This is a genomic window from Vibrio halioticoli NBRC 102217 (assembly GCF_000496695.1).
Lineage (GTDB): Bacteria > Pseudomonadota > Gammaproteobacteria > Enterobacterales > Vibrionaceae > Vibrio > Vibrio halioticoli.
Window position 1 is genome coordinate 106719 of the sequence record NZ_BAUJ01000005.1, and the last position, 23946, is coordinate 130664.

The 23946-nt window shown below is 41.0% G+C and carries 16 protein-coding genes; 11 read left to right on the forward strand and 5 right to left on the reverse strand.

Going from position 1 to position 23946, the window contains the following annotated elements; genetic code table 11:
- The first annotated feature begins 104 nt into the window (after positions 1 to 104).
- The gene (locus VHA01S_RS03040; RefSeq protein WP_023402878.1) at positions 105 to 1040 is read left to right on the forward strand and encodes a LysR family transcriptional regulator; all 936 of its coding nucleotides are present in this window, start codon (positions 105 to 107) and stop codon (positions 1038 to 1040) included.
- A gap of 298 nt (positions 1041 to 1338) precedes the next feature.
- Positions 1339 to 2220 carry an NAD(P)-dependent oxidoreductase gene (locus VHA01S_RS03045; RefSeq protein ID WP_023402879.1) on the forward strand — a complete coding sequence of 294 codons (882 nt, stop codon included), beginning with the start codon at positions 1339 to 1341 and terminating at the stop codon, positions 2218 to 2220.
- A gap of 189 nt (positions 2221 to 2409) precedes the next feature.
- On the opposite strand, the gene VHA01S_RS03050 is transcribed toward VHA01S_RS03045, so the two are convergent.
- The gene (locus VHA01S_RS03050; protein WP_023402880.1) at positions 2410 to 2847 is read right to left on the reverse strand and encodes a DUF3859 domain-containing protein; all 438 of its coding nucleotides are present in this window, start codon (positions 2845 to 2847) and stop codon (positions 2410 to 2412) included.
- 251 nt (positions 2848 to 3098) lie between these two features.
- A complete protein-coding gene (locus VHA01S_RS03055; protein WP_023402881.1) occupies positions 3099 to 5849 on the reverse strand; it encodes a polysaccharide lyase 6 family protein in 2751 nt (916 codons plus the stop codon).
- 506 nt (positions 5850 to 6355) lie between these two features.
- Here VHA01S_RS03055 and VHA01S_RS03060 point away from each other — a divergent pair.
- The 7 genes from VHA01S_RS03060 (at position 6356) to VHA01S_RS03090 (ending at position 17530) form a co-directional block, all read left to right on the forward strand.
- A complete protein-coding gene (locus VHA01S_RS03060; RefSeq protein WP_023402882.1) occupies positions 6356 to 6604 on the forward strand; it encodes a hypothetical protein in 249 nt (82 codons plus the stop codon).
- A 652-nt stretch (positions 6605 to 7256) separates the two neighbouring features.
- Positions 7257 to 8687, forward strand: coding sequence for an aminotransferase class V-fold PLP-dependent enzyme (locus tag VHA01S_RS03065; RefSeq protein WP_023402883.1), 1431 nt, complete (start codon positions 7257 to 7259; stop codon positions 8685 to 8687).
- Between the two features lie 71 nt (positions 8688 to 8758).
- The gene (locus tag VHA01S_RS03070) at positions 8759 to 9688 is read left to right on the forward strand and encodes a transporter substrate-binding domain-containing protein (RefSeq protein WP_373277881.1); all 930 of its coding nucleotides are present in this window, start codon (positions 8759 to 8761) and stop codon (positions 9686 to 9688) included.
- Positions 9689 to 9762: 74 nt separating this feature from the next.
- A complete protein-coding gene (locus VHA01S_RS03075) occupies positions 9763 to 11982 on the forward strand; it encodes a putative bifunctional diguanylate cyclase/phosphodiesterase (RefSeq protein WP_084309042.1) in 2220 nt (739 codons plus the stop codon).
- A gap of 218 nt (positions 11983 to 12200) precedes the next feature.
- Entirely contained in the window at positions 12201 to 12875 is a 675-nt protein-coding gene (imuA, locus tag VHA01S_RS03080) for a translesion DNA synthesis-associated protein ImuA (protein WP_023402886.1), read from the forward strand.
- Entirely contained in the window at positions 12872 to 14374 is a 1503-nt protein-coding gene (locus tag VHA01S_RS03085) for a Y-family DNA polymerase (RefSeq protein WP_023402887.1), read from the forward strand. Before imuA ends, VHA01S_RS03085 begins: the two co-directional genes overlap by 4 nt.
- 48 nt (positions 14375 to 14422) lie before the next feature.
- A complete protein-coding gene (locus tag VHA01S_RS03090) occupies positions 14423 to 17530 on the forward strand; it encodes an error-prone DNA polymerase (protein ID WP_023402888.1) in 3108 nt (1035 codons plus the stop codon).
- A gap of 96 nt (positions 17531 to 17626) precedes the next feature.
- Here the strand turns inward: VHA01S_RS03090 and VHA01S_RS03095 are convergent, their stop codons facing one another.
- Positions 17627 to 17914, reverse strand: coding sequence for a hypothetical protein (locus VHA01S_RS03095; RefSeq protein ID WP_039970040.1), 288 nt, complete (start codon positions 17912 to 17914; stop codon positions 17627 to 17629).
- A gap of 422 nt (positions 17915 to 18336) precedes the next feature.
- The gene (gene fadR / locus VHA01S_RS03100; protein WP_023402890.1) at positions 18337 to 19176 is read right to left on the reverse strand and encodes a fatty acid metabolism transcriptional regulator FadR; all 840 of its coding nucleotides are present in this window, start codon (positions 19174 to 19176) and stop codon (positions 18337 to 18339) included.
- Between the two features lie 633 nt (positions 19177 to 19809).
- Between fadR and nhaB the strand changes: the two genes are divergently transcribed.
- The gene (gene nhaB / locus VHA01S_RS03105; protein ID WP_023402891.1) at positions 19810 to 21405 is read left to right on the forward strand and encodes a Na(+)/H(+) antiporter NhaB; all 1596 of its coding nucleotides are present in this window, start codon (positions 19810 to 19812) and stop codon (positions 21403 to 21405) included.
- Between the two features lie 142 nt (positions 21406 to 21547).
- The gene (dsbB, locus tag VHA01S_RS03110; protein ID WP_023402892.1) at positions 21548 to 22072 is read left to right on the forward strand and encodes a disulfide bond formation protein DsbB; all 525 of its coding nucleotides are present in this window, start codon (positions 21548 to 21550) and stop codon (positions 22070 to 22072) included.
- Between the two features lie 85 nt (positions 22073 to 22157).
- Here the strand turns inward: dsbB and edd are convergent, their stop codons facing one another.
- Entirely contained in the window at positions 22158 to 23945 is a 1788-nt protein-coding gene (gene edd / locus VHA01S_RS03115) for a phosphogluconate dehydratase (protein ID WP_023402893.1), read from the reverse strand.
- Between the last annotated feature and the right edge of the window lies 1 nt (position 23946).

Consider the following 23946-nt stretch of genomic DNA (forward strand, 5'->3'; position numbering starts at 1 on the left):
CGATAAAACAAATAGCCAGCAATGGGTGTACAACTCGACTGATATTGTTGATTCAATCATTCACTCTATAATAGAGGTGACATTTACTATCCTTGGTTGAATATATGCTTCTTAACGATCTACACGTTATCTTAAAAGTGGCTGAGCTACGTAGCATCACTGCGGCAGCAAATAGCTTAGATATGCAAATAGCCACCGCCAGTGCGGCAATCAAACGAGTAGAAAAATCTCTTGGAATAGAGTTGTTTATTCGAACCACTCGCCAACTTAGGTTATCACCTGCAGGCGAGCGTTATATGCCGCAATGTCAGCAAGCCTTAAACCTGCTAGAAAACGCCAAATTAAATGTACAAGAAGACCATGAAGTCTTAACTGGTGAGATTCGCATAGCCCTATCCTCAGACTTAGGACGCAATGTTGTTACTCCTTGGATTGATGAACTTCTTTTAGAACATCCACAAGTGAAATTACGCAGTAATATTAGTGACAGTAATATCGATTTTTATCGAGATTCAGTGGATATAGCGCTGCGTTACGGTCACCCTACAGATGCCAGCATGTATGGTTTTAAAATCTGCACTGTGCCACGTATTTTGTGCGCGGCTTCAAGCTACCTTTCTAAGCATGGTACGCCAAACACCTTAGAGGATTTGAAACAGCATAATGGGCTTTTCTACCAACTTGGCGATATGCTGCAAAATGAATGGCAATTTACCCAAAATGAGCAGAGCATTAAAATAAAACTGGCGGGTAATCGCGCCTCTAACGATGGCGATTTAGTGCGACGTTGGTGCGTATCAGGGCACGGTTTTGCTATTAAATCTTGTCTTGATATGGCTGATGATCTTATACAAGGAAACGTCATCAATGTACTGCCTGATTATAAGCCCACTCCCACTGAATTGTGGCTAGTATGCCCAAGTAGACAGTCAATTACTCCCACAGTCCGTTTACTTCGTGACTACTTTAGACAAAAAACACACACCGTATTAGAGGATCTCGTCGCTAAAAATATGCTAGATAGTGCCGCTATCCTTTAACGCCTTTGTGATCAGATACAGCAAAAATGCTGATCCTTTAGTATGGTTAATAGCATGGATATAGAGTGAGTTAAGTTCAGTCACAACGCACTGGATTACAGGATAAATCGCTAGGTTTTTTTAGTTTGATTACTCTATAAATAAGCGATTTTCATTAGTCTGCCGGGCATTTTCAATCATTTTTTAAAAACTTTGAACTTAGACGGCATTTCTTACAAATCTAGGATTGATTAAATTGGGTCAGGCGTATATCCTCTCAGTCTATATAATCATACAATAGTATATTTCGGAGTTAGACATGACTAAACCTGTAATTGGTTTCATCGGCCTTGGCCTTATGGGCGGCAACATGGTTGAAAACCTACAAACACGCGGTTACCAAGTAAACGTAATGGATCTTAACCAAGACGCAGTTGATGCTGTTCTTGCTCGTGGTAACGCAACACAATTTACTTCAGCTAAAGAACTAGCAGCAGCAAGTGACGTTGTAGAGCTTTGTCTTACAACTTCTGCAGTTGTTGAGAAAATCGTTTACGGTGAAGACGGTCTTCTAGCAGGTATCAAAGAAGGCGCTACTCTTATCGACTTCGGTACTTCTATCCCTGCTTCTACTAAGAAAATCGGTGCTGATCTAGCTGCTAAAGGCGCTGGCATGATCGATGCTCCTCTAGGTCGTACTCCTGCACACGCTAAAGATGGTCTACTAAACATCATGGCTGCTGGCGACATCGATACTTTCAACAAAGTTAAGCCTCTTCTAGACGAGCAAGGTGAAAACGTATTCCACCTAGGTACTCTAGGTTCAGGTCACGTAACTAAACTAGTTAACAACTTCATGGGCATGACTACTGTTGCGACTATGTCTCAAGCATTCGCAGTAGCTAAACTTGCTGGTGTTGATGGCCAACAACTGTTTGACATCATGTCAGCGGGTCCATCTAACTCTCCATTCATGCAGTTCTGTAAATTCTACGCTGTAGATGGCGAAGAAAAACTAGGTTTCTCTGTTGCTAACGCAAACAAAGACCTTGGTTACTTCCTAGCACTTTGTGAAGAGCTTGGTACTGAATCTCTAATCGCTCAAGGTACTTCTACTAGCCTACAAGCTGCTGTTGATGCAGGCATGGGTAACAACGACGTACCAGTAATCTTCGACTACTTCACTAACCTTAAGAAGTAATTAGAAGATAAAACCTTAACGGTTTTAAATTATTTAGCCCATCGCTTCTTTGAAGCGGTGGGCTTTTTTATTATGTACGCTTATTAATAAAGCAAAACCACTTGGTATTTAGATCTCAGCCAACTGACAGTACTCAAAATTCAGAGCCACTTCCTTGTACCTAATGCACAGCGTTTTTTATCACTCTAACTAGTAACCTCGTTGCTTCCAAAACTGAGCTTGATCACGACCCACAACGTTAAAGGTTTTCTCGGCGATGGTCTTACCTTGCATTTGCAACTCCATACGCCATTCACCTAAATTACTTTCCAAACCGTCCTCTGGATGTAGAAGTTGTACTGTGTCTCCTAAATAGAAGTCCCAATCGTTACTGCGCACATAAATCTCTCCGTCAAACGGGGCTAATACTACGCCTTTCTTATTGATGATACCTGGATGATAAATGCAGTAATTCAGTAAGCTTCCTTTGGCTTTTTTGATGTTAACAATAAAACCAAACTCCACCCCTTCTTCGGCAGTCACTGTATTGGTGAACTGAGTAATTTTAGGCAGTTCTTTGGCACTGGCATCCCAATGTGAATAGGTGCCGTATGAGGTTATTTCGACGATAGGTGTGCGTTTGGCCAAGATCTTTTCTCGAATAAAAAGATCATTATACCAAGCACTGCGTTGAAGTGGTTATAAATAGCCAAGGAAAAAGGCTTAAACTTAAAGGGGAAAAGTGGCTGAAAAGTGCTAACTGGATAGTGGATCATGAAAACTGCTCCTGAAAACAGTTCATGAAATAGGATAGCGTCAATACATCAAAATAAAAAAAGCCCCTTCGATAGTCGAAGGGGCTAAGTTAGCGTAAATTAATTTTTACTAAACAGAGTTACTTATTTTGCATTTACACGGTTGATGATGCGAACTTCATCAAAGTATGCTTTTGAGTCAGATGCTGGTGTACCTTGGTACGTTAGAGCAAACTCATCTAGACGAACTTCTAGTTCTTTGTCACTTTCTACTAGAGCTTCTAACTCTTCTTGAGTGAAGGTTTCAGTATCGATTTCCATGTAGGCAAATACGTTAACATCAGAGTTTGAACCGCTATTGAAGTCAACAGTTACTTGCTTAAAGCAATCTTTAACACTGCCTTCTGGTGCGTCATCTAAGTCTCTCACGTGTGCTCTTGCTTCAGCAATAACTAGACCATCGCTATCTTCAACACCGTAGTGCAGGATTGAAGCAGAATCGTCGCCTTTGTTATCACAGTAGTACAGGCTGAATGTCATATCTGTACCCGCTGGAATACCAGACACTTGTTGGCTTAGGCCAGGCTTAGAATCAAAGTTGTATACTGCTTCACCAGACTTAAAGCGAACACGAGCAGAACCGTTTGAACCACCTTCGTCAGTAAATGCTGAGTCGCCAGAACTACCTACATCACCCAGACCTTCGCTGCTACCTTCTTTTGAAATCCAAACTTCACTGCTACCACCGTCAGCACGCCATTGACCTAGGTCACCATCAACGATGCCAGCGTCTAATGTTACTTCGGCAGCAAGTGCTAGAGATAGATCCGCTGAAGTTTCAGAACCAGTTGTGAACTCATGGATAACCAGTTGGTAATCACTATCAGAAGCGTCACCGTCAAAGCTGTGCTCACCGACAGTAATGTTGTATTTACCTTTAACAAAAGCAGAGACTGCATGTGGTGTGTTCGGTAAAAGAGTCACTGTTTGTGATGCACTTTGGTCGCTACCTTCAACCACTAAGCTTGAGTCATAACTAAATGTTGCTGTGCTTGTTGTAGTTGCAGTACCAGACCAACCTTCTGTTCCATCAACAAATGCGTAGTTTTCAATTGCTACTTCGTTGATGATAGCTGCTGGTTTCTCGAAATCGTAAGATTTAGGACCAACATCGGCATAAGTTAATGGCTCAAGTAGTGGAGAACCGTTTGTCACATCATCCGCACCCGCTAGAGTCGCTTCGTTACGAGTAAGGCCATCCATATCGATAGTAATTGCTGCGAACTCACCTTTATCGTATTCAGTTGCGTCGATGCTTGAAAGGTCCGAAGGACGGTATAGACCATCAATACCTTTTTCTAGCTCAGCACTAACTCGAATACCGGATACATTGTCAGTATCTGCAAATGACTGACCATCTACGATGTTACCCACAACGACAGAACTGTTTGCCCAACCGCGGTCTGTTTCAACAAATACTGGACCGATAGCTTTATCAACAATGTTATTTGCGAAATAGATTTGCTCTGGTTGATCAGACTTGCCGCCACCATCAATGTTGATACTGTTTACACTGTCTACCACAGTGTTAAATGCCACATGTACATTTTCTAATTGCTGGTAACCATTGCCACCATCACCAGAACCGTCACCGCCTAGCAGAACAATACCACCGTGGTGAGTCGTTGATTTGTAACGTGCACCTTCAATGTAGTTGTTAGCTACGATATGACCATCATCTACCAGTCTTAAACCGCCTGCGTAAGGGTTACCATCACCGAAAACAAAGTTGTTTGAAACGTTGTTGTGGTTACCGTGACGGTTGGTGATTGAACCGTAGCTGTTACGGACTGTGTTTTGTGCGATGACGTTGTTTGATGCTTTGTTTGAAATAACTTCCGCTTCACCTTGAATACGCTCAAATAAGTTACCCACGATAAATGAGTTACCTGCGTAGTGGTGAGTTTCACTTAGACCAGTACGAATTGCTTCGTAGTCATTGTCACTGCTACCTGCGTACAATTTACCGTTTGTTGGTGGACGGTTAGCAAAGTAGTTCGCATAAACTGTGGTGTACTCAGCTAGGCCACCATTGCCTTCATCCATTAGTCCACTTTCACGTAGTAAGGAAACCATTGGGTTACCCGTTGTTTTACCACTGAAAATGTTGTGATCAAGCCAGTTATGTTGACCGTATAGTGCAATCCAAACACCATTGTCTGAGCTATCGCTAGTTAGGTTTTGGTCGCCATCAACATTAAGGAATACGTTTTCTGAAATACGACAATGGTTACACATCTCAGTTGAACCAAAGCGTGTTTCTAATAGCTTGCTGCTTGAGCTTTCAGGACCATCGAAAACAAGGCCGTGTAGTTGAACGTGCTCACCGCCCATAACCACTTTAGCTTCACCAGTAATAATTACTTCACCAGGAGTCACAGCACGAACTTTGATTGGCGCTTCTTCAGTACCAATACCACCAAACTTAAGGTTTGCTTCGGTATAAGTACCATCTTCGATACAAATGACAGTGCCAGCAGCTAGATCAGTCACACTCATATCAATTTCTGAAACAGTTTCTGTACACTCAGCAGGATCAGAAGTCAGTAGCGTTTTAACGCCTTCAGGCATAGCTGATACAGAAGGAACATCTGATTCTACTTCTACAGGTGGCTCTTCAGGAGTTCCTTCACCAGGATTTTCTTCACCTGGGTTTTCTTCACCTGGGTTTTCATCGCCAGGATTCTCATCACCTGGGTTTTCATCTCCAGGAGGAGTCACTGGATTAGATGGAATTGAATTATCAGGGGGATTCGCAGTGTCGTTGTCTGTAGTTGAGTCGTTACAACCGACCAATGCAAGCCCTATTAACATGGCTAAAATATTCTTGTTCATGCGTCTCTCTCATCTTGGAGTAGTTATATTTTGTGAGTACATGTTATTAGATATTTCAGAAACGCCAAGCGATCGGGATCGCATTTGTCATACATGAATATTATATGACGCTAATTTACATGATGTAACACTACAATTAAACCCTTAAAAAACAGCAACTTACAAAATAACAATTTACTTATATATTGATTTGATGAATAACTGAAAGCATGACGAACCTCACTATTTATTCTTCTGGGAAATAAGCATGTTTTATAATAGACGCAAGTAATTACAGTGTTTGCACGGTATTTGATTTTATTTCAAATATGAAGTAACGGGAATTATATTCATATTTGTGAATATTTAATTGAATATGTATCTTGATAACTTAGGAATACATCAATTTGAAGAATATCTACATAATTCGCCACCTCTAGTCTTATTTTATAGTTAATGTATTAAGGTGATTTAATGTCTGAGATTTGGCGGGCCTATCAAAAGAAGAGCAAGCGATCATTCGCTAAGTGGTGAGAGAAGCTTTAGATGTTCAAGATAGCTACAGGGATGAATACTCTGACTATGCACAAGCTGAAATCATCAAAGATGGTGGTGAAATAGTTGCAGTTGCAGTTTCTGCATTTCAAAAGAAAGTCTCTAGTATTTATGACAAGTACAGAAAAGAAAATCCTTCTTTGGTTTTAACTCTGGATGGGTTACAAGGCTACGAATTTAAAAGACTGCATGCAGTGCTAACCACTGTCATTAAAAAATAACTCCAGCCATGAATACTGCACCTTGTAGAATCCATGGCGTAAAAAATTTTTATATTTCACTTTAATACACAAAAAACCAATCTAATTTATCGTTATTTCATATCTGTTTTACGCAGTCAAAAATCAATATTAAACCTATATATAAAATGCATAAAATCACAGATATTCGCATAAAAACTTATTTAATAAGTAAGGCTTACTAATGCATAACCGGTGACTAAAGAAAAATATCGATAAATATCCAACGCACAAAAAAACATACTCAGACTGCAAACCTCACTCAAGAAGAAATCAACTAAATTACTGATAGATATGATTTTTAATATTATTTATCGACAATGATCACGATTTACCAACATGTAACCGCTTAAATATATCAATTATAAATTGCAGTAATATAATACGACTCTTGGAATAACATGCATAAAATAGAATTTATATGTCGACAGGTGCGTATCACTGTTTTCAAAAATAAGTCGCTGTAACAAAAACATAATATTGAGAAATATGGAGTTCACACTAATTAGATAAGATTTTCAATCTATGCTCTTTTTGTGAATTTTAGTCTTTAAAATACGACATTAGAAGTATCTAATATCGTTCTTTAAGTACTATAAAGATTTATCTAAACTCAATTAAAGGAAATGACATAATGAGTGAAAAAACGTCTAAGTTTAACCGTAGGGATTTCTTGAAAGGTAGCGCAGGTGTTGCTGTTGCAGGAATAGGTACTTCTCTTTTCTCAACAAATGCTTTAGCGAGACACCAGCATCACCATCCACATCACCCACACTCAACCTTCTCTCACGGCAACTCTTCAGACAAACATTTCTGGAAGAAGGTTCAACAGCAGTTCTCTTTAGCTAAAGGCAATGTCTACATGAACATTGGTACAACTGGTTCCATGCCAACCAGTGTGCAAAAAACCTTAACGGAGAATCATGAGCTTGTTGCAAGCTACCCTTGGGATATGCAAAACAAATTCGGTAGCTGGCCTTACATGAGCCAAATGGCTGCAGATATTGCACCTGGTTTTGGTGCAGATGAAAACGAAATCGTTCTAAGCCGAAATACAACAGACGGTATGGTTTCAATTCTTAGCGGTCTTGATTTCAAAGAAGACGATATCATCATCACTACCCACCATGAGCATATCGGTGGTAAATCTCCACTATTTACAGCAGCCGATCGCGTAGGCGCTAAAGTTATTGTTGTTGAAATTCCGGTTTACACCGGCGAGAAAAAACTGAAGAAAAAAGACTTCGTTGATGTATTTGCTGATGCGATCAAAGAGCATAATGCAAACGGCAATGTGCGCTTAGTAATGTTCTCTCACATTACTTACTTAACTGGTACTTTACTACCAGCAAAAGAAATTTGTGCACTAGCACGTGATAACGGTATCCCTACTTTAGTTGATGCCGCTCATACCATTGGCATGATGAATGTTAACTTGCATGACTTGGATTGTGATTTTTACGCAGGTTCTGGCCATAAGTGGCAGTGTGGCCCTGGTGCAACGGGTATCCTTTATGTTCGTCAAGAAGCTGAGCGTTTGATTCGTTTCTGGCCTGCAGACCGCCGTCCTTTCTACTTTGTTAACTCATCACTTGGTGAAGATGGTTATCAAACAATGAACTTTGTGACCAGAATGCAATACATCGGCAACGACAACTACCCTGCAAAACAAGCTCTAGCTGATACTTGTAAGCTATGGGATGAAATTGGTCGTGATAAAATCGAAGAACGTATTCTAGATCTTAGTGCTTTGTGTAAAGAAGAGCTAAGCAAAGAATTGCCACACGGTACTCTTTTCTGCCCGCCAGAGCGTGAACTATCAAGTGGTTTAACTGCATTCAACCCATTCTCTGATGACTTGTCTAACGGCACTCGTCTGACTGAATTCCGTGATCTACTTCGCGAAGAATACGGATACACTATCCGTACCACTAACTTCTCATTGCGTCTAGACGATACTACTGCTACTTATGCATTACGTATTTCTACTCACTTATTCCATGATGAAGATGATGTAACGGGTCTAGTGAAAGCGATGGCACATTTGTACAAACGAATGGCTTAATATTTGCTTAACAGTCTAGGGCTTACTTGCTAATGTAAGCCCTACTTTATATCTCAAGGACGAAGGCAATGATCAAAACAAAGACCATATTCAGCATTATAAAGAGTCTTTGCATCGCTTTATTATTTGTTATCAAGCCAAGTTATGCTTATGACTTAGCCGATGTCAAAAAAGCAGGTGTAATTCGCCACATTGGCATCCCTTACGCCAACTTTGTTAATTATATCAATACAGGTGGCCTCCATACCGCACAGGGCTTAGATGTTGAGCTTATACAAGGCTTTGCTAAATACTTAGGTGTTGAATACCAATTTGTTCCAAGCACTTGGAACAGCGCTTTTGGCGATCTCACAGGAAAAGAAGCCATTTATAAAAATAACGTCATACAGTACGGTAAAACAGTGCCGATTACAGGTGATGTAATAGCCAATGGTGCAACCATTCTTCCATGGCGAGAGCAGTTGTTGGATTTCTCTGATGACTACTTCCCTTCTGCTGTATGGTTAATTTCTCGCGTTGATTCAAAACTACAGCCCATTTCTCCGAGTAATAGTGTAGATAAAGACATTAATACCGTGAAAGCATTGCTCAAAGGTCAAAATGTGTTAGCTATGGAGCAGACATGCCTAGACCCTAACTTGTACGATCTATACAAAACTGGGGCCAATATCATTCTTCCAGAGAAGGCGCGTAAATTAAATGAGATGGTGCCAGCAATATTAAATAATGATGCAGATAACACACTGCTCGATGTTCCGGATACTCTTATTGCGTTAGAAAAATGGCCTGGCGAAATTAAAGTTATCGGTCCAATTTCTGAAGAACAGTTTATGGCTGCGGGATTTAGAAAAGACTCACCAAAATTACGCGAAGCTTTTAATGACTACTTAAGAGAGATTCGACGTAACGGTACTTACAATCAATTAGTTGAAAAATATTATCCTTCCGTCTTTTATTATTACAGTGACTACTTTGAGGCTCACAAAAGTAACGATTCATGAACATGAAGCCTAGATTAAATCGCCGAAATGCAATTCTTATGGGAGGATTTCTTCTAGGCGCTTACTTGCTTTTAATGATTATAGTCACTAACGCAGGGCAAAATCGTCTCAAAGAGTCACAGCTAAACGAATTGAATTTGAATGTTACAATTTATTCAGAATCAATTGGTTACTTCTTTGAGACAGCAAGTAAAGAAATTCGTGAAGTATCTCAACATAAAACCACGTATACGTTTTTTGCGAACCTCGCTTCCGGTATGTCCATGCAATATGGACTAGGATCAAGCTTGCTTCAGTTACGTCGTAATTTGATTCGCCATACCACACCAAACCAGCATCTACATGAAAATGCTAAATTCGATCGCATGCTATTGGTAGGTTTCAATTCAAACATTATTGCAGACTCCAATCCCAAAATTCCGTTTGATATAGACAGTATTCCCTTTCAAACAATGCAAACCATCGACCATAAAATCGATATTGTGGCAAAAGATGGTCATATCACTATTCGAGCACTGCAAAACGTTTACTTAAACGGTGAACTGGTCGGAATTGTCGTCGGTGATATAAAAACAACGGCCATTATTAATCTGCTAACCACTCAAGAATACCAACTCAGTAATAGCCGACTCTCACTATCAACAGATGCAGGCTCATTACCTATTTGGGACACTTTTGATTCCTCAGCAAGTTACCGCTCAAATACTTTGTACTTTAATAAGAAAGTGGCTAATACCCCTTTTAATATACATGCATGGTTTGCACCAATATCAGAAAGCCAGATCATAACTTCAACTTGGTTTACCATCGCACTCTCTTTCTTGGCAGTACCTGTTATTTTTGGCCTGTATTACTCTTTGCGTATTAACAATACCAACTTAGTACTCACCACTAAAATTGAAGAAACCCATAGCCAACAAGCAGTATTAACACGACAGAACCACCGCCTTAAAACAGAGATAGACAGACGTAAAATGTTTGAAAAGGAACTGGCTTATCAAGCCAGTCACGATATTTTAACTGGCTTATCTAACCGAAAATCAGGCGATGAAAAACTGAAGCATGCCTTGTTACAAGCCAAGCGAGATGATGTGAATGTTTTAGTCATGTTCATTGACCTTGATGACTTTAAGCAAATCAACGACACGTTAGGACACTTAGCGGGCGATAAACTGCTAGTACAAACAGCCAAACGTTTGCGCCAATCGGTACGAAAAACAGATGTTGTTGCGCGCATTGGAGGGGATGAATTTTTACTGGTTATCCCTAACTTAGACTCTGAAAAAGAAGCTCAAACTTTAGCTTCTAAGCTGTTAACTATCTTTGAACAACCTTTTCAGCTTAACGGAAGTCAATTTTTTATCTCCACCAGCATTGGTATGTCCATTTACCCTCAAGATGGTAAAACGACAGAAGAGCTAATGGCACATGCCGATATTGCGATGTATCGAGTAAAAAAAGAAGGTCGAAATGGCTTTAGCTTCTACGAAGCAAGCATGAATACCGATGTACAAAGAAGCTTGGATATTGATGCTAGGCTACGTCAAGCAATTAACGATAATAAATTAGAGATCTACTATCAGCCGATTATTGATCTAGAAAGTAAAAAAATCACCGGCGCTGAAGCCTTAATGCGATGGTGGGATGACAAACTTGGCTTTGTACCGCCAGATGAATTTATTCCCATTGCAGAGAGAAATGGGCTTATCCATAAGTTAGGGCATATGGCGCTACATACAGCCTGTCACCAAGCTCAACAATGGCAAGCCATTCAACCGCTTTCCATTGCTGTAAACTTTTCTGCGGCTCAATTTAGGCAACAAGACTCATTAATTGAAACTATCTTAACTGCACTGAGTAATTCAGGCTTAGATGCCAACTTACTCGATATTGAAATTACGGAAAGCTTACTCTTTAACAACAACATCGAAACTGTGCAGATATTAGAAGAAATCAAACGAATTGGCGCGCACTTTTCTATTGATGATTTTGGTACTGGATATTCAGCGTTGAGTTATCTGCAGAAATTTCCGTTCAGTAAGTTAAAGATCGATCGTTCGTTCCTGCAGGATATGGAAACCAACCCTTCTTCGCAAGAACTGGTCAACGCCATTATTGCTATGGCAAAAGCTCTTGGACTTAAAGTGGTTGCAGAGGGTGTTGAAACTCAATGGGATCAAAACTATTTAAAAACACAGCATTGTGAATTTTCCCAAGGATATTACTACAGTAAAGCACTCTCTAAAGAAGACTTTGAGGCGCTCTTATTACAACATAATCCAAACGTTACCTAAGGTGTTCGTCCTTATCTGTTAGGCATTAGGTGTTTTACCTAATGCCTGCAGTATCTTCACTTTCAAGCTCTCGATTCTCCTCCTCTTCTAATGCCACTCTCACTCTTTGCGCTCATGCATTTATATAGTTTTGTCAGTGCGATTTATACGTAGATCTATTTTGTAACTTGCGTCTCAAGCAAAGTTAAATATACTGTATATATATACAGGTATTTATTATGCAAAATATTATTGATTTATTACAACGTAAGCAATTGATTTGGAAGGGTTCAGAGCAAAGTATCCCTTTAATTAACCAAGCTTCTTACTTTAGTGAATGGGATAAACAGCTAGAAGGTTTTCCCAAAATGGGGCTCATGGAGATCCAATCTGAATTTGGTATTGGTGAGTTGCGTTTACTAACACCTATGTTGCAATCTACTGTTCAAGATCGCACTTTAGTATTGATTAACCCACCTGCACTACCATGTGCTCATTATTTTGAAGCCGAAGGCATCGCGCCTCACAATGTCTTAGTTATAAACAGCACAAAACACGACTTATGGGCCGCCGAGCAATGCTTAAAAAGCGGCAGTTGCGCCTGTGTGTGCTTATGGCACCCACAGCTTGAAGTTCATCAAGCAAGGCGTTTACAAATTGCGGCTGAAAAAGGCCGAGCATTAAACGTACATTTTAATCTCGACCGCCAAAATAGTTGCTCATTACCTATTCCTCTTAGCGTACAACTCAACGCAACAGAAAACGGCATTAAAGTGAATGTCATTAAACGCCGCGGAGGATGGCAACAACAAGCCTTTACTGTCGATTTAAGCCATCGCTGGCCACAACTTTGTACTCAAAAACCTTTACACCAAGTCATTCCTTTCCCTCGACACAAGAGGCAGCACGCATGAATCTTTGGTTGTATATCCATTTTCCAAAACTGCAATTAGATACGCTGTTTGCTGACTCGACTTTAGATTCCGCTACAAGCTCTAAAGTTGCGTTCGATCCTCAAGCAAAAAATGAGCTTAACAATCAACCTTTACACCATCAACTTATACACAGCCAGCCAAAGCACAGCCCCGCTATTTGTATAGTTGATCAACACAAGATCATACAACTCAATCAAGCCGCTTCTGATAAAGGCATAAAATTAGGAATGGGGTTAGGTAGCGCCGCTTCACTGTGCGCTGAGCTGCAAGTATTTCCTTATCAACAACAAATAGAAATGGATACATTACAGCAAATTGCACAATGGCTATATGTGTATACCTCTGACATTACGCTATTCACAGAGCAAGGCTTGCTACTGAAAGTCTCCAATATGTTAACCCTATATCGTAACCTCGATAGTTACTGGAAAACTATCTCACAACACCTTAATCAACTGCATCTGCACTATCATTATGCGACCGCATTCTCGCCACTTGCAGCCAAATTGTTAGCCGAAACTCACTGTGATCGTATCACTGATGACCCAGATGTAATTGAGCAGTCCATTTTACAGCGCCCACTTATTGCCACCGAACTTAGCGCAGCAAATATCGAGAAGCTCGCTCGTATTGGTGTACATAATTTAACGCAACTTACTGCTCTCAATATGACGGACATTGCACGCCGCTTTGATATCCAAGTCGTCAACTATGTGGGGCGACTACTCGGTCAATTTAAGCACCCGGTACAGTATTATCATCCGCCCGCTCACTTTAATCAGCACCTTAATTTATTATATGAAATCGAACATACGCATTGCTTAATCGCACCATTAACCCGCTTATTAGGACAAATGGAAAGCTTTTTAAAGCTCAGAGATAAAGTGGCTTACGAAATTCAGCTTAGCCTTTACCAAAGGGATCAATCACTGCAGGAAATCACCTTCTATTCCGCCATTGGTGATTATCTTTCTGATAAGTGGCTAGCACTGTCTACACTAACACTTGAATCGACTCAGATCAGTTCACCTATTTTGTCGATTCGCTTACAAGTGATACGTATGGGAGAAACACCGGCGACCAACACTGATCTATTTGATCAGCACACGGGGGAAACATCACCTTTAGAGCTACTTTCCTTATTACAAGCCAAGCTAGGCAAAGACGCAGTACAAGGTATTGCCTCTAATCACGATCCTAGACCTGAAATTAGTAGCACTTATATCCCTGCTTTTTCAAAGCCAGAAAAACACACCACACAAACAAAGCTCAGCCGCCCTAGCTTTATCTACTCCAAACCTAAACCTCTTCATAGCAAAGTTGAAATCATCCAAGGTCCAGAGCGTATTCATAGCGGATGGTGGGATGGCAATTCGATTAATCGAGATTACTTTGTGGCAAGAGAACACACTGGTCGCTGGTTATGGATATACAAAAACCCAGCCAAGGAATGGTTTATTCAAGGAGTGTTTAGCTAATGTCTTATCCATACATATTGAGCCATTCAACGGTAGTGTGTATCTAAAATGAACATGTCTACAGTTAAATATGCTGAGCTTTTTTGCCAGAGTAATTTTTCATTTTTAACCGGAGCCTCGCACCCCGAAGAACTCATTACACAAGCTGACTTTCTGGGCTATTCAGCGCTGGCTATAACCGATGAGTGCTCTTTAGCTGGCGTTGTTAGAGCGCATACTACAATTAAGAATAAGCAACTTAACATCAAGCTTATCGTCGGTAGTATGTTTTGGTTAGATCAAGAGTGTCAGATCGTACTGTTGTGTCCAAACCAACAAGCCTATGCTGAGTTGGCTCGTATCATCACTAACGCGCGCAGGCGTAGTGATAAAGGTAAGTATTCACTATCACAATGGGATGTTTTATCTATTAAGCACTGCTTTATTATCTGGGTGCCACAGATGAAAGAATATGACCACCAATGGGCAAAGTGGTTAACTAAACAACACAGCGCGCGAGTGTGGTTGGGGTTACAAAGACACCTCACCAATACAGATAAGCAATACTTACAATATAATCAAAAGCTAGCCCATCAGTACGCCATTCCTATCACTGCCTGTGGCGGGGTATTGATGCATAACGCCACTCGTCTTCCACTGCAACACACTCTTGTCGCAATCAAACATAATTCCACGGTAACAAGCATAAGTGAGCACCTACTGACCAATGCAGAGCGAACCCTGCGTAATAAACCTAAATTGAGCAAACTCTTCCGTAAGGAGTGGCTAGAAGAAGCCCACAATATCGCCAGTCGCTGTTGTTTTAATTTGGCCAGTTTAGGCTATCAATATCCTGCCGAAATCGTCCCTGACTCTGTAACGCCATTTGCCCATTTATGTCACTTGGTCAATCAAGGTAAACAACTGCGGTTTCCTCATGGAGTTCCTGAAAACGTTCAGATCACCATAGATAAAGAACTCAAACTCATTGATGAGCTTAATTACGCCCATTTTTTCTTAACCATTCATGATGTGGTGATGTTTGCCAAACAAAAGAAGATTTTGTATCAAGGTAGAGGCTCTGCAGCAAACTCTGTGGTGTGTTATTGCTTAGAAATCACCTCAGTCGATCCTAGACAAATCTCAGTACTGTTTGAGCGTTTTATTAGTAAAGAGCGCAATGAGCCGCCCGATATTGATGTAGATTTTGAACATCACCGTCGTGAAGAAGTGATTCAATATATTTATCAAAAATATGGACGTGAGCGAGCAGCTCTTGCCGCTACCGTCATTAGCTATCGGCTAAAAAGTGCCATTAGAGAAGTAGGTAAAGCATTAGCCATAGATGAAACTCAGCTCGACTTTTTCATAAAGAACATTAACCGTCGTGATGTCGGTTTAAATTGGCAAGCACAAATTTATGAGCTGGGATTAAAGCCCGATTCTTTAAAAGGACAGCTCTTTATACAATTGGTCGATGAAATCATCGGCTTTCCTCGCCATTTATCGCAACACGTGGGCGGTTTTGTTATTTCAGCTGGTCCCTTATATGAATTAGTACCAGTAGAAAACGCTGCTATGCCTGAGCGTACTATTATCCAGTGGGATAAAGATGATTTAGAGAGTTTAGGGTTACTAAAAGTTGATGTACTTGCTTTAGGAATGCTAAGTGCCATCAGACGTTGTTTTCAGTTAATTGAACGTCATCATCAACGACAACTTAGTATTGCTGATATCACACGCCTACAAGACGATCCAAATGTGTATGCCATGCTACAAAAGGCCGACACTATAGGTGTTTTTCAAATAGAATCACGAGCTCAAATGAGCATGTTACCGCGCCTTAAACCACGTTGTTATTATGACTTAGTCATTCAAATTGCCATTGTCAGACCGGGCCCGATACAAGGCGATATGATTCACCCTTACTTAAAGCGCAGAAATGGCGAACAAGCCATTTCGTACCCTTCTAAAGAGGTCGAAAGTGTCCTCTCAAGAACCTTAGGCGTACCTATATTTCAAGAACAAGTCATTAAACTGGCGATGGTGGCGGCAGGATTTAGTGGTGGTGAAGCCGACCAACTGCGCCGCGCTATGGCTGCTTGGAAAAAAAATGGCGATTTATTTAAGTTTCGCGATAAGTTAATTTCAGGGATGCTCTGTCGTGGTTATGAGCAGAGCTTTGCCGAGCAAATATTTGCACAGATTTGTGGTTTTGGTGAGTATGGGTTTCCGGAAAGTCACTCCGCCTCTTTTGCTGTGCTTGCTTATTGCTCTGCTTGGCTCAAATGCTACTATCCTGCCGAGTTTTACACAGCCCTACTCAATAGTCAGCCAATGGGGTTTTATTCATCTAACCAGCTATTACAAGATGCCAAACGACATGGCGTTAATGTGCACCCCATCAGTATCAACCAATCTAATGACGAGCACAGCATAGTCAGAAACAATAATATAAGTAGTATTCAATTGGGTTTAAAACTGATCAAAGGACTCTCTCAAAACAGCCGAGAGCAACTGCTGGCAGCACGTCCAACCAAAGGGTTTACTCATATCCAGCAAATCAAAAATATTGGCATCAATCGGCAACAGTTGCATGCTCTTACCTCCGCTAATGCACTGTATGCGCTTACTGGTGATCGCTATTCCACTCGTTGGCAATTAATGGATTCCGTTGAAGATCTACCACTGTTTAACCAGCCATCATTTAACCGAAGACAAGACGAGCCAATTAAACATGGCTATACCTTTCAAACCAATGATTACGAAGCATTAATCGAGGACTATTCCGCCACTGGACTATCCCTAAACCAACACCCCATTACCCTGCTCGAAAAAGAGAATAAGTTAGGTAAGTTCATTCGACAAAATCAATTGATCCACCAACCTCATCAATCAATGGTCACGGTAGTCGGTGTGGTCACTGGCAGACAATCACCTCATACCGCTGGAGGGATTACCTTTTTCACTTTAGAAGATGATACTGGCAACATAAATGTGGTGGTGTGGCAAGCAACCGCCAGAGCACAAAAGAAAAGCTATTTAACGGCTAAGATACTAAAAGTAAAAGGAATCATAGAAAAAGAGGGAGACGTCATACACGTTATTGCAGGTCAGTTAATTGACATCAGTGATCAGTTATCACAACTAGCCAGTCGTTCTCGTGATTTTCATTAGAATAATCTTTATTTTACACAATACATTTCATCAAAAGACAGAAAGCCGCTTTATCGTCACAAAGCGGCTTAAATAAGAACTCGATACAATGGGCTATTAAGCCCGTTTATGATGAATTCGTGTACGCTGTTTTTTGCCATCCATGACTCCTTCCATATGACTATCCATTGATTTATTTTCATAAGCTTCGAGCATACCTTGGTCTTGCATACTCTTAGACTCAAGTTGTTGAACTCCTCTATCTGTACTTGTGCCACTGCGATTTTCTGCAATAGAAATCGCCTGACTGTCGTTAGAAAAATCGTTAAACACCTTATCTTGAGCAAAAACAAACGGTGAAAACGCCACTATAGAAATGGTTATAAAGCCAGTTTTAAGGTTCATATAAACGCCCTCAGTTAACTCATTAAAGCTAGGAACGCCCTTAGATTTTAGTTGCAAGTTAACAATAAATAAACGTAGAGTGATTATTGTTTCTACTTCTTTTTAGCAAATATTCATCTAAGGATGTACGCACGCTAGGAAAATCTTCACAAAAATCAAACAACTATCGCTAGCAACATCTCAACCGACAACCACCTTAAAAAGATGAGTGTGCCAGAGATAACTAAACAGACCTTGCCGATGCAAAAATTCTTTCATGTCATTGTTTATACCAAGCACATTCAAAAATGGATCACTAAAACATTCAATCACGCTTACAGCAAAAAGCCCTACAAATAATGCAGGGCTTTTAGGAAATCACAACGAGTACTTGCTAGTAATATCTGTCCTAACAAACAATATACGCGTTAGTAAATCGTTATTTAACTGTCATCTTCAGTGAAATTGGTTGGCAAACTCACCTTCATTTCATTCCAGTGCTGACCACTTTCAATACCGTATTGACGCACGATAGCGGCGATACGGTCACGATTGCCGTCTTCACATACTGACAATAAGTCTTTATAAAAATTAAGTGCAAGATTTCGTGAAACAGGGCTTGAGAAATAGAAAGCACCCACTCGATCGTACAGCTTTTTTAAACCGTTAAAGATCAGACCATAAATCTGGTTTCCAGAATGGAAAGCTAAATGTTGGAACAACATGTAATCATAGAAATTAAACGTTTTCGCCACTAAGATCGCATCACGCTTTTGTTCATCTTTTTCATTGTCTTCTTTGATGTTTTGCGCGATTTTCCCAGCATATGGGAAAGAGTCCATAAAGCTACTATACGAATCCGCTTGCATCAAAGCCTCACATGATTCGATAACACGTCGCAAGGTCGCTTCAGATTGCTCTTTGTTCACTTTAAATGCATAACGCATAAAGATAGGGCTGATGCTAGTTCGAGCGGCAAGTAGATCTTCTACAATACTAGTGGCATTGTCAGCATCTAATGTCATTAATGTATCTAAAATATGCAAACCAGAGGTTTCCATAAATTGATTCACTTTGGTCGGCTTACCATGTTGAATGGTTAACCAACCATCACGCGCCAGTCTTTGTAGAACTTCTCTGAGGGTGGTTCGTGTTACACCAATCAGTTCAGATAGCTCACGCTCAGCGGGTAAAATAGAACCTGGAGCAAATCGTCCGTTCCAAATGCTTTCAATAATGTACTTTTCTGCGAAGCCTGCTGGGCTTTTAGCCTTAATAACCATAGATTGGAAGTTCCAACTTAAAATTCACTAAATATAACTCATCATACCACCTAATCTAAAATTACAAAAACCAGTGAACCGTTCGCTATGAAATATTACTCATTCTGTGTTGAATTCACCTTGCAGACTCTGCATTGCCTGAAAAAATAATAAATGCCCTTTTTTTAATGAAACTAAGCTCAACATCCTATGAACTAAATCAACAACCCACACATATGCCACCATTTTCTTATTATGGGTTAGTGTTAGCTTTCTGATTAGCACTTTAAAAACATCAACTTATGCACCGATATTATTTCTCATACAATAATATTGGCCTTATATAACCAAAGCATCACTAAAAACACGCAACTTACATATGAACTGCACTTTATATGGTTTTTTACTGTAAACACGATGTAAATCACACTAATTGATTGACTATCCAAGTGATTAGAGTAAATATTGCGCCAACAAAGTGAGTGTTACAGAATGTAAACTGAGAACGAAACACGTTCTACACGCTAAATTTCAATCTATATCTCACCCAAAAATATACCGTAAGCTTATCCACCTGCTAAATCCGATTGTCACATGGATAGGTCGTATAGAACCGACTCGATCAGATTTAAATACTTTTAAGAGAGAAGCACCATGCCTTTGAGCCAAGGAAACGCCTTCGTCAAAAACTTTCTCGGAAAAGCCCCAGACTGGTACAAACTAGCCATAGTGGCCTTTTTAATCATTAACCCATTTGTCTTCTTTCTAGTTGACCCGTTTGTTGCTGGTTGGCTACTCGTCATTGAATTCATATTTACTCTGGCAATGGCGCTCAAGTGCTATCCATTGCAACCCGGAGGACTACTGGCGATTGAGGCTGTGGCAATTGGCATGACCACTCCTGAAATGGTGAAACATGAATTGGTGGCCAATATAGAAGTAATGTTACTGCTGATCTTTATGGTGGCGGGCATTTACTTTATGAAGCAGCTACTACTGGTTATTTTTACCAAAATCCTATTAGGCATTAGATCTAAAGCACTGTTATCCGTTGCTTTTTGTGCCGCAGCCGCTTTCTTATCTGCATTTTTAGATGCTTTAACCGTTATCGCGGTAGTGATCAGTGTGGCGGTTGGATTCTATGCAATTTACCATAAAGTTGTTTCAGGAAAAGGTCATGGTACTCAACACGACCATACTCAAGATGGGCATTTAACCGAGCTTACTCGTGATGATCTAGACGAATACCGTTCGTTCTTACGTTCACTGCTTATGCACGCTGGCGTAGGTACGGCGCTTGGTGGCGTTATGACAATGGTTGGTGAACCTCAAAACCTGATCATAGCCGATCAAGCCGGATGGTTATTTGGCGAGTTTATCATCCGCATGTTGCCGGTTACCTTACCCGTTTTGGTTACGGGATTGCTCACCACCGTTGCGGTCGAAAAACTGAAAATATTTGGCTACGGATCAGAGTTGCCAACTCAAGTACGAAAAATTCTCGAAGATTACAACGAAGAAGAGAAAAAGAGTCGCACCAAACAGGATATCGCCAAACTATGGATTCAAGGCGCAATTGCAATATGGCTTATTGTTGGTCTTGCTTTTCACGTGGCGGCAGTCGGCTTAGTCGGGCTATCGGTCATTATCTTAGCCACCTCTTTTACCGGCATCATCGAAGAGCATGCATTAGGCAAAGCGTTTGAAGAAGCCCTACCCTTTACTGCATTGTTAGCCGTCTTTTTTGCCATTGTTGCCGTTATCATTCAGCAAGACCTTTTTGAACCTATAATCGACGCAGTATTGGCCGTAGAAGATCAAGGAACACAGTTAGTTCTGTTCTATCTCGCCAACGGTGTACTGTCCATGATTTCCGATAATGTCTTTGTCGGTACGGTATACATCAATGAGGTTAAAGAGGCCTTACTGCACGGGGTAATTAACCGTGAACAATTTGACCTTCTTGCCGTGGCTATCAATACTGGTACCAATTTACCGTCAGTGGCAACACCAAACGGTCAAGCGGCATTTTTATTCCTACTTACGTCAACTCTTGCACCATTAATTCGCCTTTCTTATGGCCGAATGGTTATTATGGCGTTTCCATATACCGTTGTTTTAGCTCTAGTGGGAATGATCGGTATTATGTTCTTCTTAGAACCGATGACTGCAACTTTTATGGACTACGGCTGGATTACCGATCCACCCATGCAACTTATCGATGTATCAAGTTCTGTAGTGCATCATTAGGGAACTTATTCCCTTATTAACACTCTATTGATTTGCCACCTTTAAAGGGGTAAAAAGAACTTACTGTTATTAGCCAGCGCGAACGACAGTCCTCGCTGGCTTTTTTGCGCATATATAGATGTACACATAAGGAAATAGATTCATGCTCGAGAACTTATACCAATTTTCTCGCTCTCGCACTTCATGGCTGTTATTAATTATTGCCATGGTCGCCTTCGAGCTTTGCGCTCTTTACTTCCAACACGTGATGCTACTTTCACCTTGTGTGATGTGTATCTATGAGCGCGTAGCAATGCTGGGAATTGCAGTCTCGGGTGTGGTCGGCCTATGCCAACCTAAAAACTCCGTTCTGCGTGGCTTAGGATTAGTCGGTTGGATTGCGGCCAGTGCCAAAGGTTTATCACTGGCTCTAGAGCATGTGAGCTACCAATTTGATCCGTCTCCTTTTAATACCTGCGATATTTTTGTCAATTTCCCAAGTTGGGCACCCCTTGATCAATGGGTTCCGTGGATGTTCCTACCGACTGGTACTTGTAGCAAAATCGTTTGGACATTTTTAGACTTATCCATGCCACAATGGCTGGTGATTATTTTTGGAGCAAGTCTTGTGGTTGCTACTCTATTTACCTTACTACAAGTGGTTGGCTTAAAGAAAAATCGTATTTAGGCACTAATAGTATTAAGAAAATAAAAACGGGAACTGACATCATCAGTTCCCGTTTTTTATGCATGAATCAGACTCAGTGGGCCAGCTAAACAATAAAGCTTGCGCCCTCCTCCGCCGAAGAAACATTATTTCTCGCCAGTACAAATAAGTTACGCCCAAAAGTAAACTGTTGACTCTCTGTATCCACTTTCAGCGCCTCACGACCTGTCACATCCGATAGGTTATTCACGCTTCCTGTTTCGCAGTCTAAACTCACTATATCGCCATCACGAATAAGTGCGATAGCACCGCCTCTAGCCGCATCTGGAGACATATGAATAGCCGAAGGCACTTTACCCGACGCGCCTGACAATCGACCATCGGTAATCAAGGCGACATTAAAGCCTGCCTTTTGCACATTGGCTAGAATAGGCATCAACTTATGCAGCTCAGGCATACCATTAGACGCAGCGCCATTATGCGAGACCACGACAACACAATCTTGATTAAGCTCTCCTGCTTGATAAGCTTTTTCGACATCGTGTTGCGAAGTAAAGACTTTGGCTGGCGCTTTCACTTTTCTACACTCTTTTGCAATGGCAGAAACCTTGATCACGCAGCGACCAATATTGCCATCTAAGACTTTAATGCCCCCAGTCTCTTGAAAACACTCGCCACTTAACGCGATGACACTACCATTATTACTGCCTTGACTGTCATTCCAACATAAGCGGTCATTTTCAATATACGGCGTTTTAAACTGATCATTAAACTGACCAAAAGAGGTCAGCACATCTCGATTTAAGAAGTCACCTTCATTTAAGCGTTTCAGCAATGCAGGTACGCCTCCAGATCGATGAAATGCGTTCATGTCCTCTGAGCCATTTGGATAGACGTTCACCAATAAAGGTACTGCGCCTGAAAGCTGACTAATGTCATCCCAGTTAAGTAAAATCCCCGCTGAACGCGCAATCGCCACCATGTGAATAGTATGGTTGGTGCTCCCTCCAGAGGCGAGCAGCGCAACGATACCATTGATGATATTTTTCTCAGTCACCACATCATACAAAGGACGATAGTTTGATGAACCTAGTGTAGAGGAAGCCACTTTTACTGCGACTTCTTCGGTTAATAACTGTCGAAGTTGACTATCCGGCGGTACGAACGCAGAACCCGGTAGCATCAAACCCATAGCTTCGAAAACGAGTTGGTTTGTATTGGCGGTTCCGTAGAAGGTGCATGTTCCGTGAGAATGGTAAGCACTGCACTCCATTTTCTGCAGCGTTTCAATACCCACTTCCTTCGCCAGATACTTCTGACGAACACTGGTTTTCTCCTCGTTGCTAATACCTGTCGACATAAGTCCTACCGGGACAAATGCGGTTGGCAAGTGCGCAAACGACATTGCGCCCATTAGCATTGCAGGGGCGATTTTATCACACACACCCAATAGCAACGTTGAATCATACACATTGTGACTCAGAGATACTGCCGTCGCTTGAGCAATTAAGTCTCGGGAAAACAATGAGATATCCATGCCATCTTGCCCCTGTGTGATGCCATCACACATAGCAGGAACCCCACCAGCCACTTGCGCAGAATGACCTAACTTAGTCAGTGCACCTTTAATGATATCGGGGAAATGACGATAAGGTTCATGAGCTGAAACCATATCGTTATAGGCACTTACTATTGCCACATTTGAATTAACCAAATTGAGTATGGTTTCTTTATTGCAACTAGCCGCAACAGCGTGCGCTAAATTACCGCAAGAAAGACCGGCGCGATTTTTACCATGCGCTGCTTGAGAGCGGCTTCGGTTTAAGAATTCGCTGCGAGTCTGGCGACTTCTTTCGATAAGATTTTCCGTTACTTGTTTAACTACCTTGTTCATT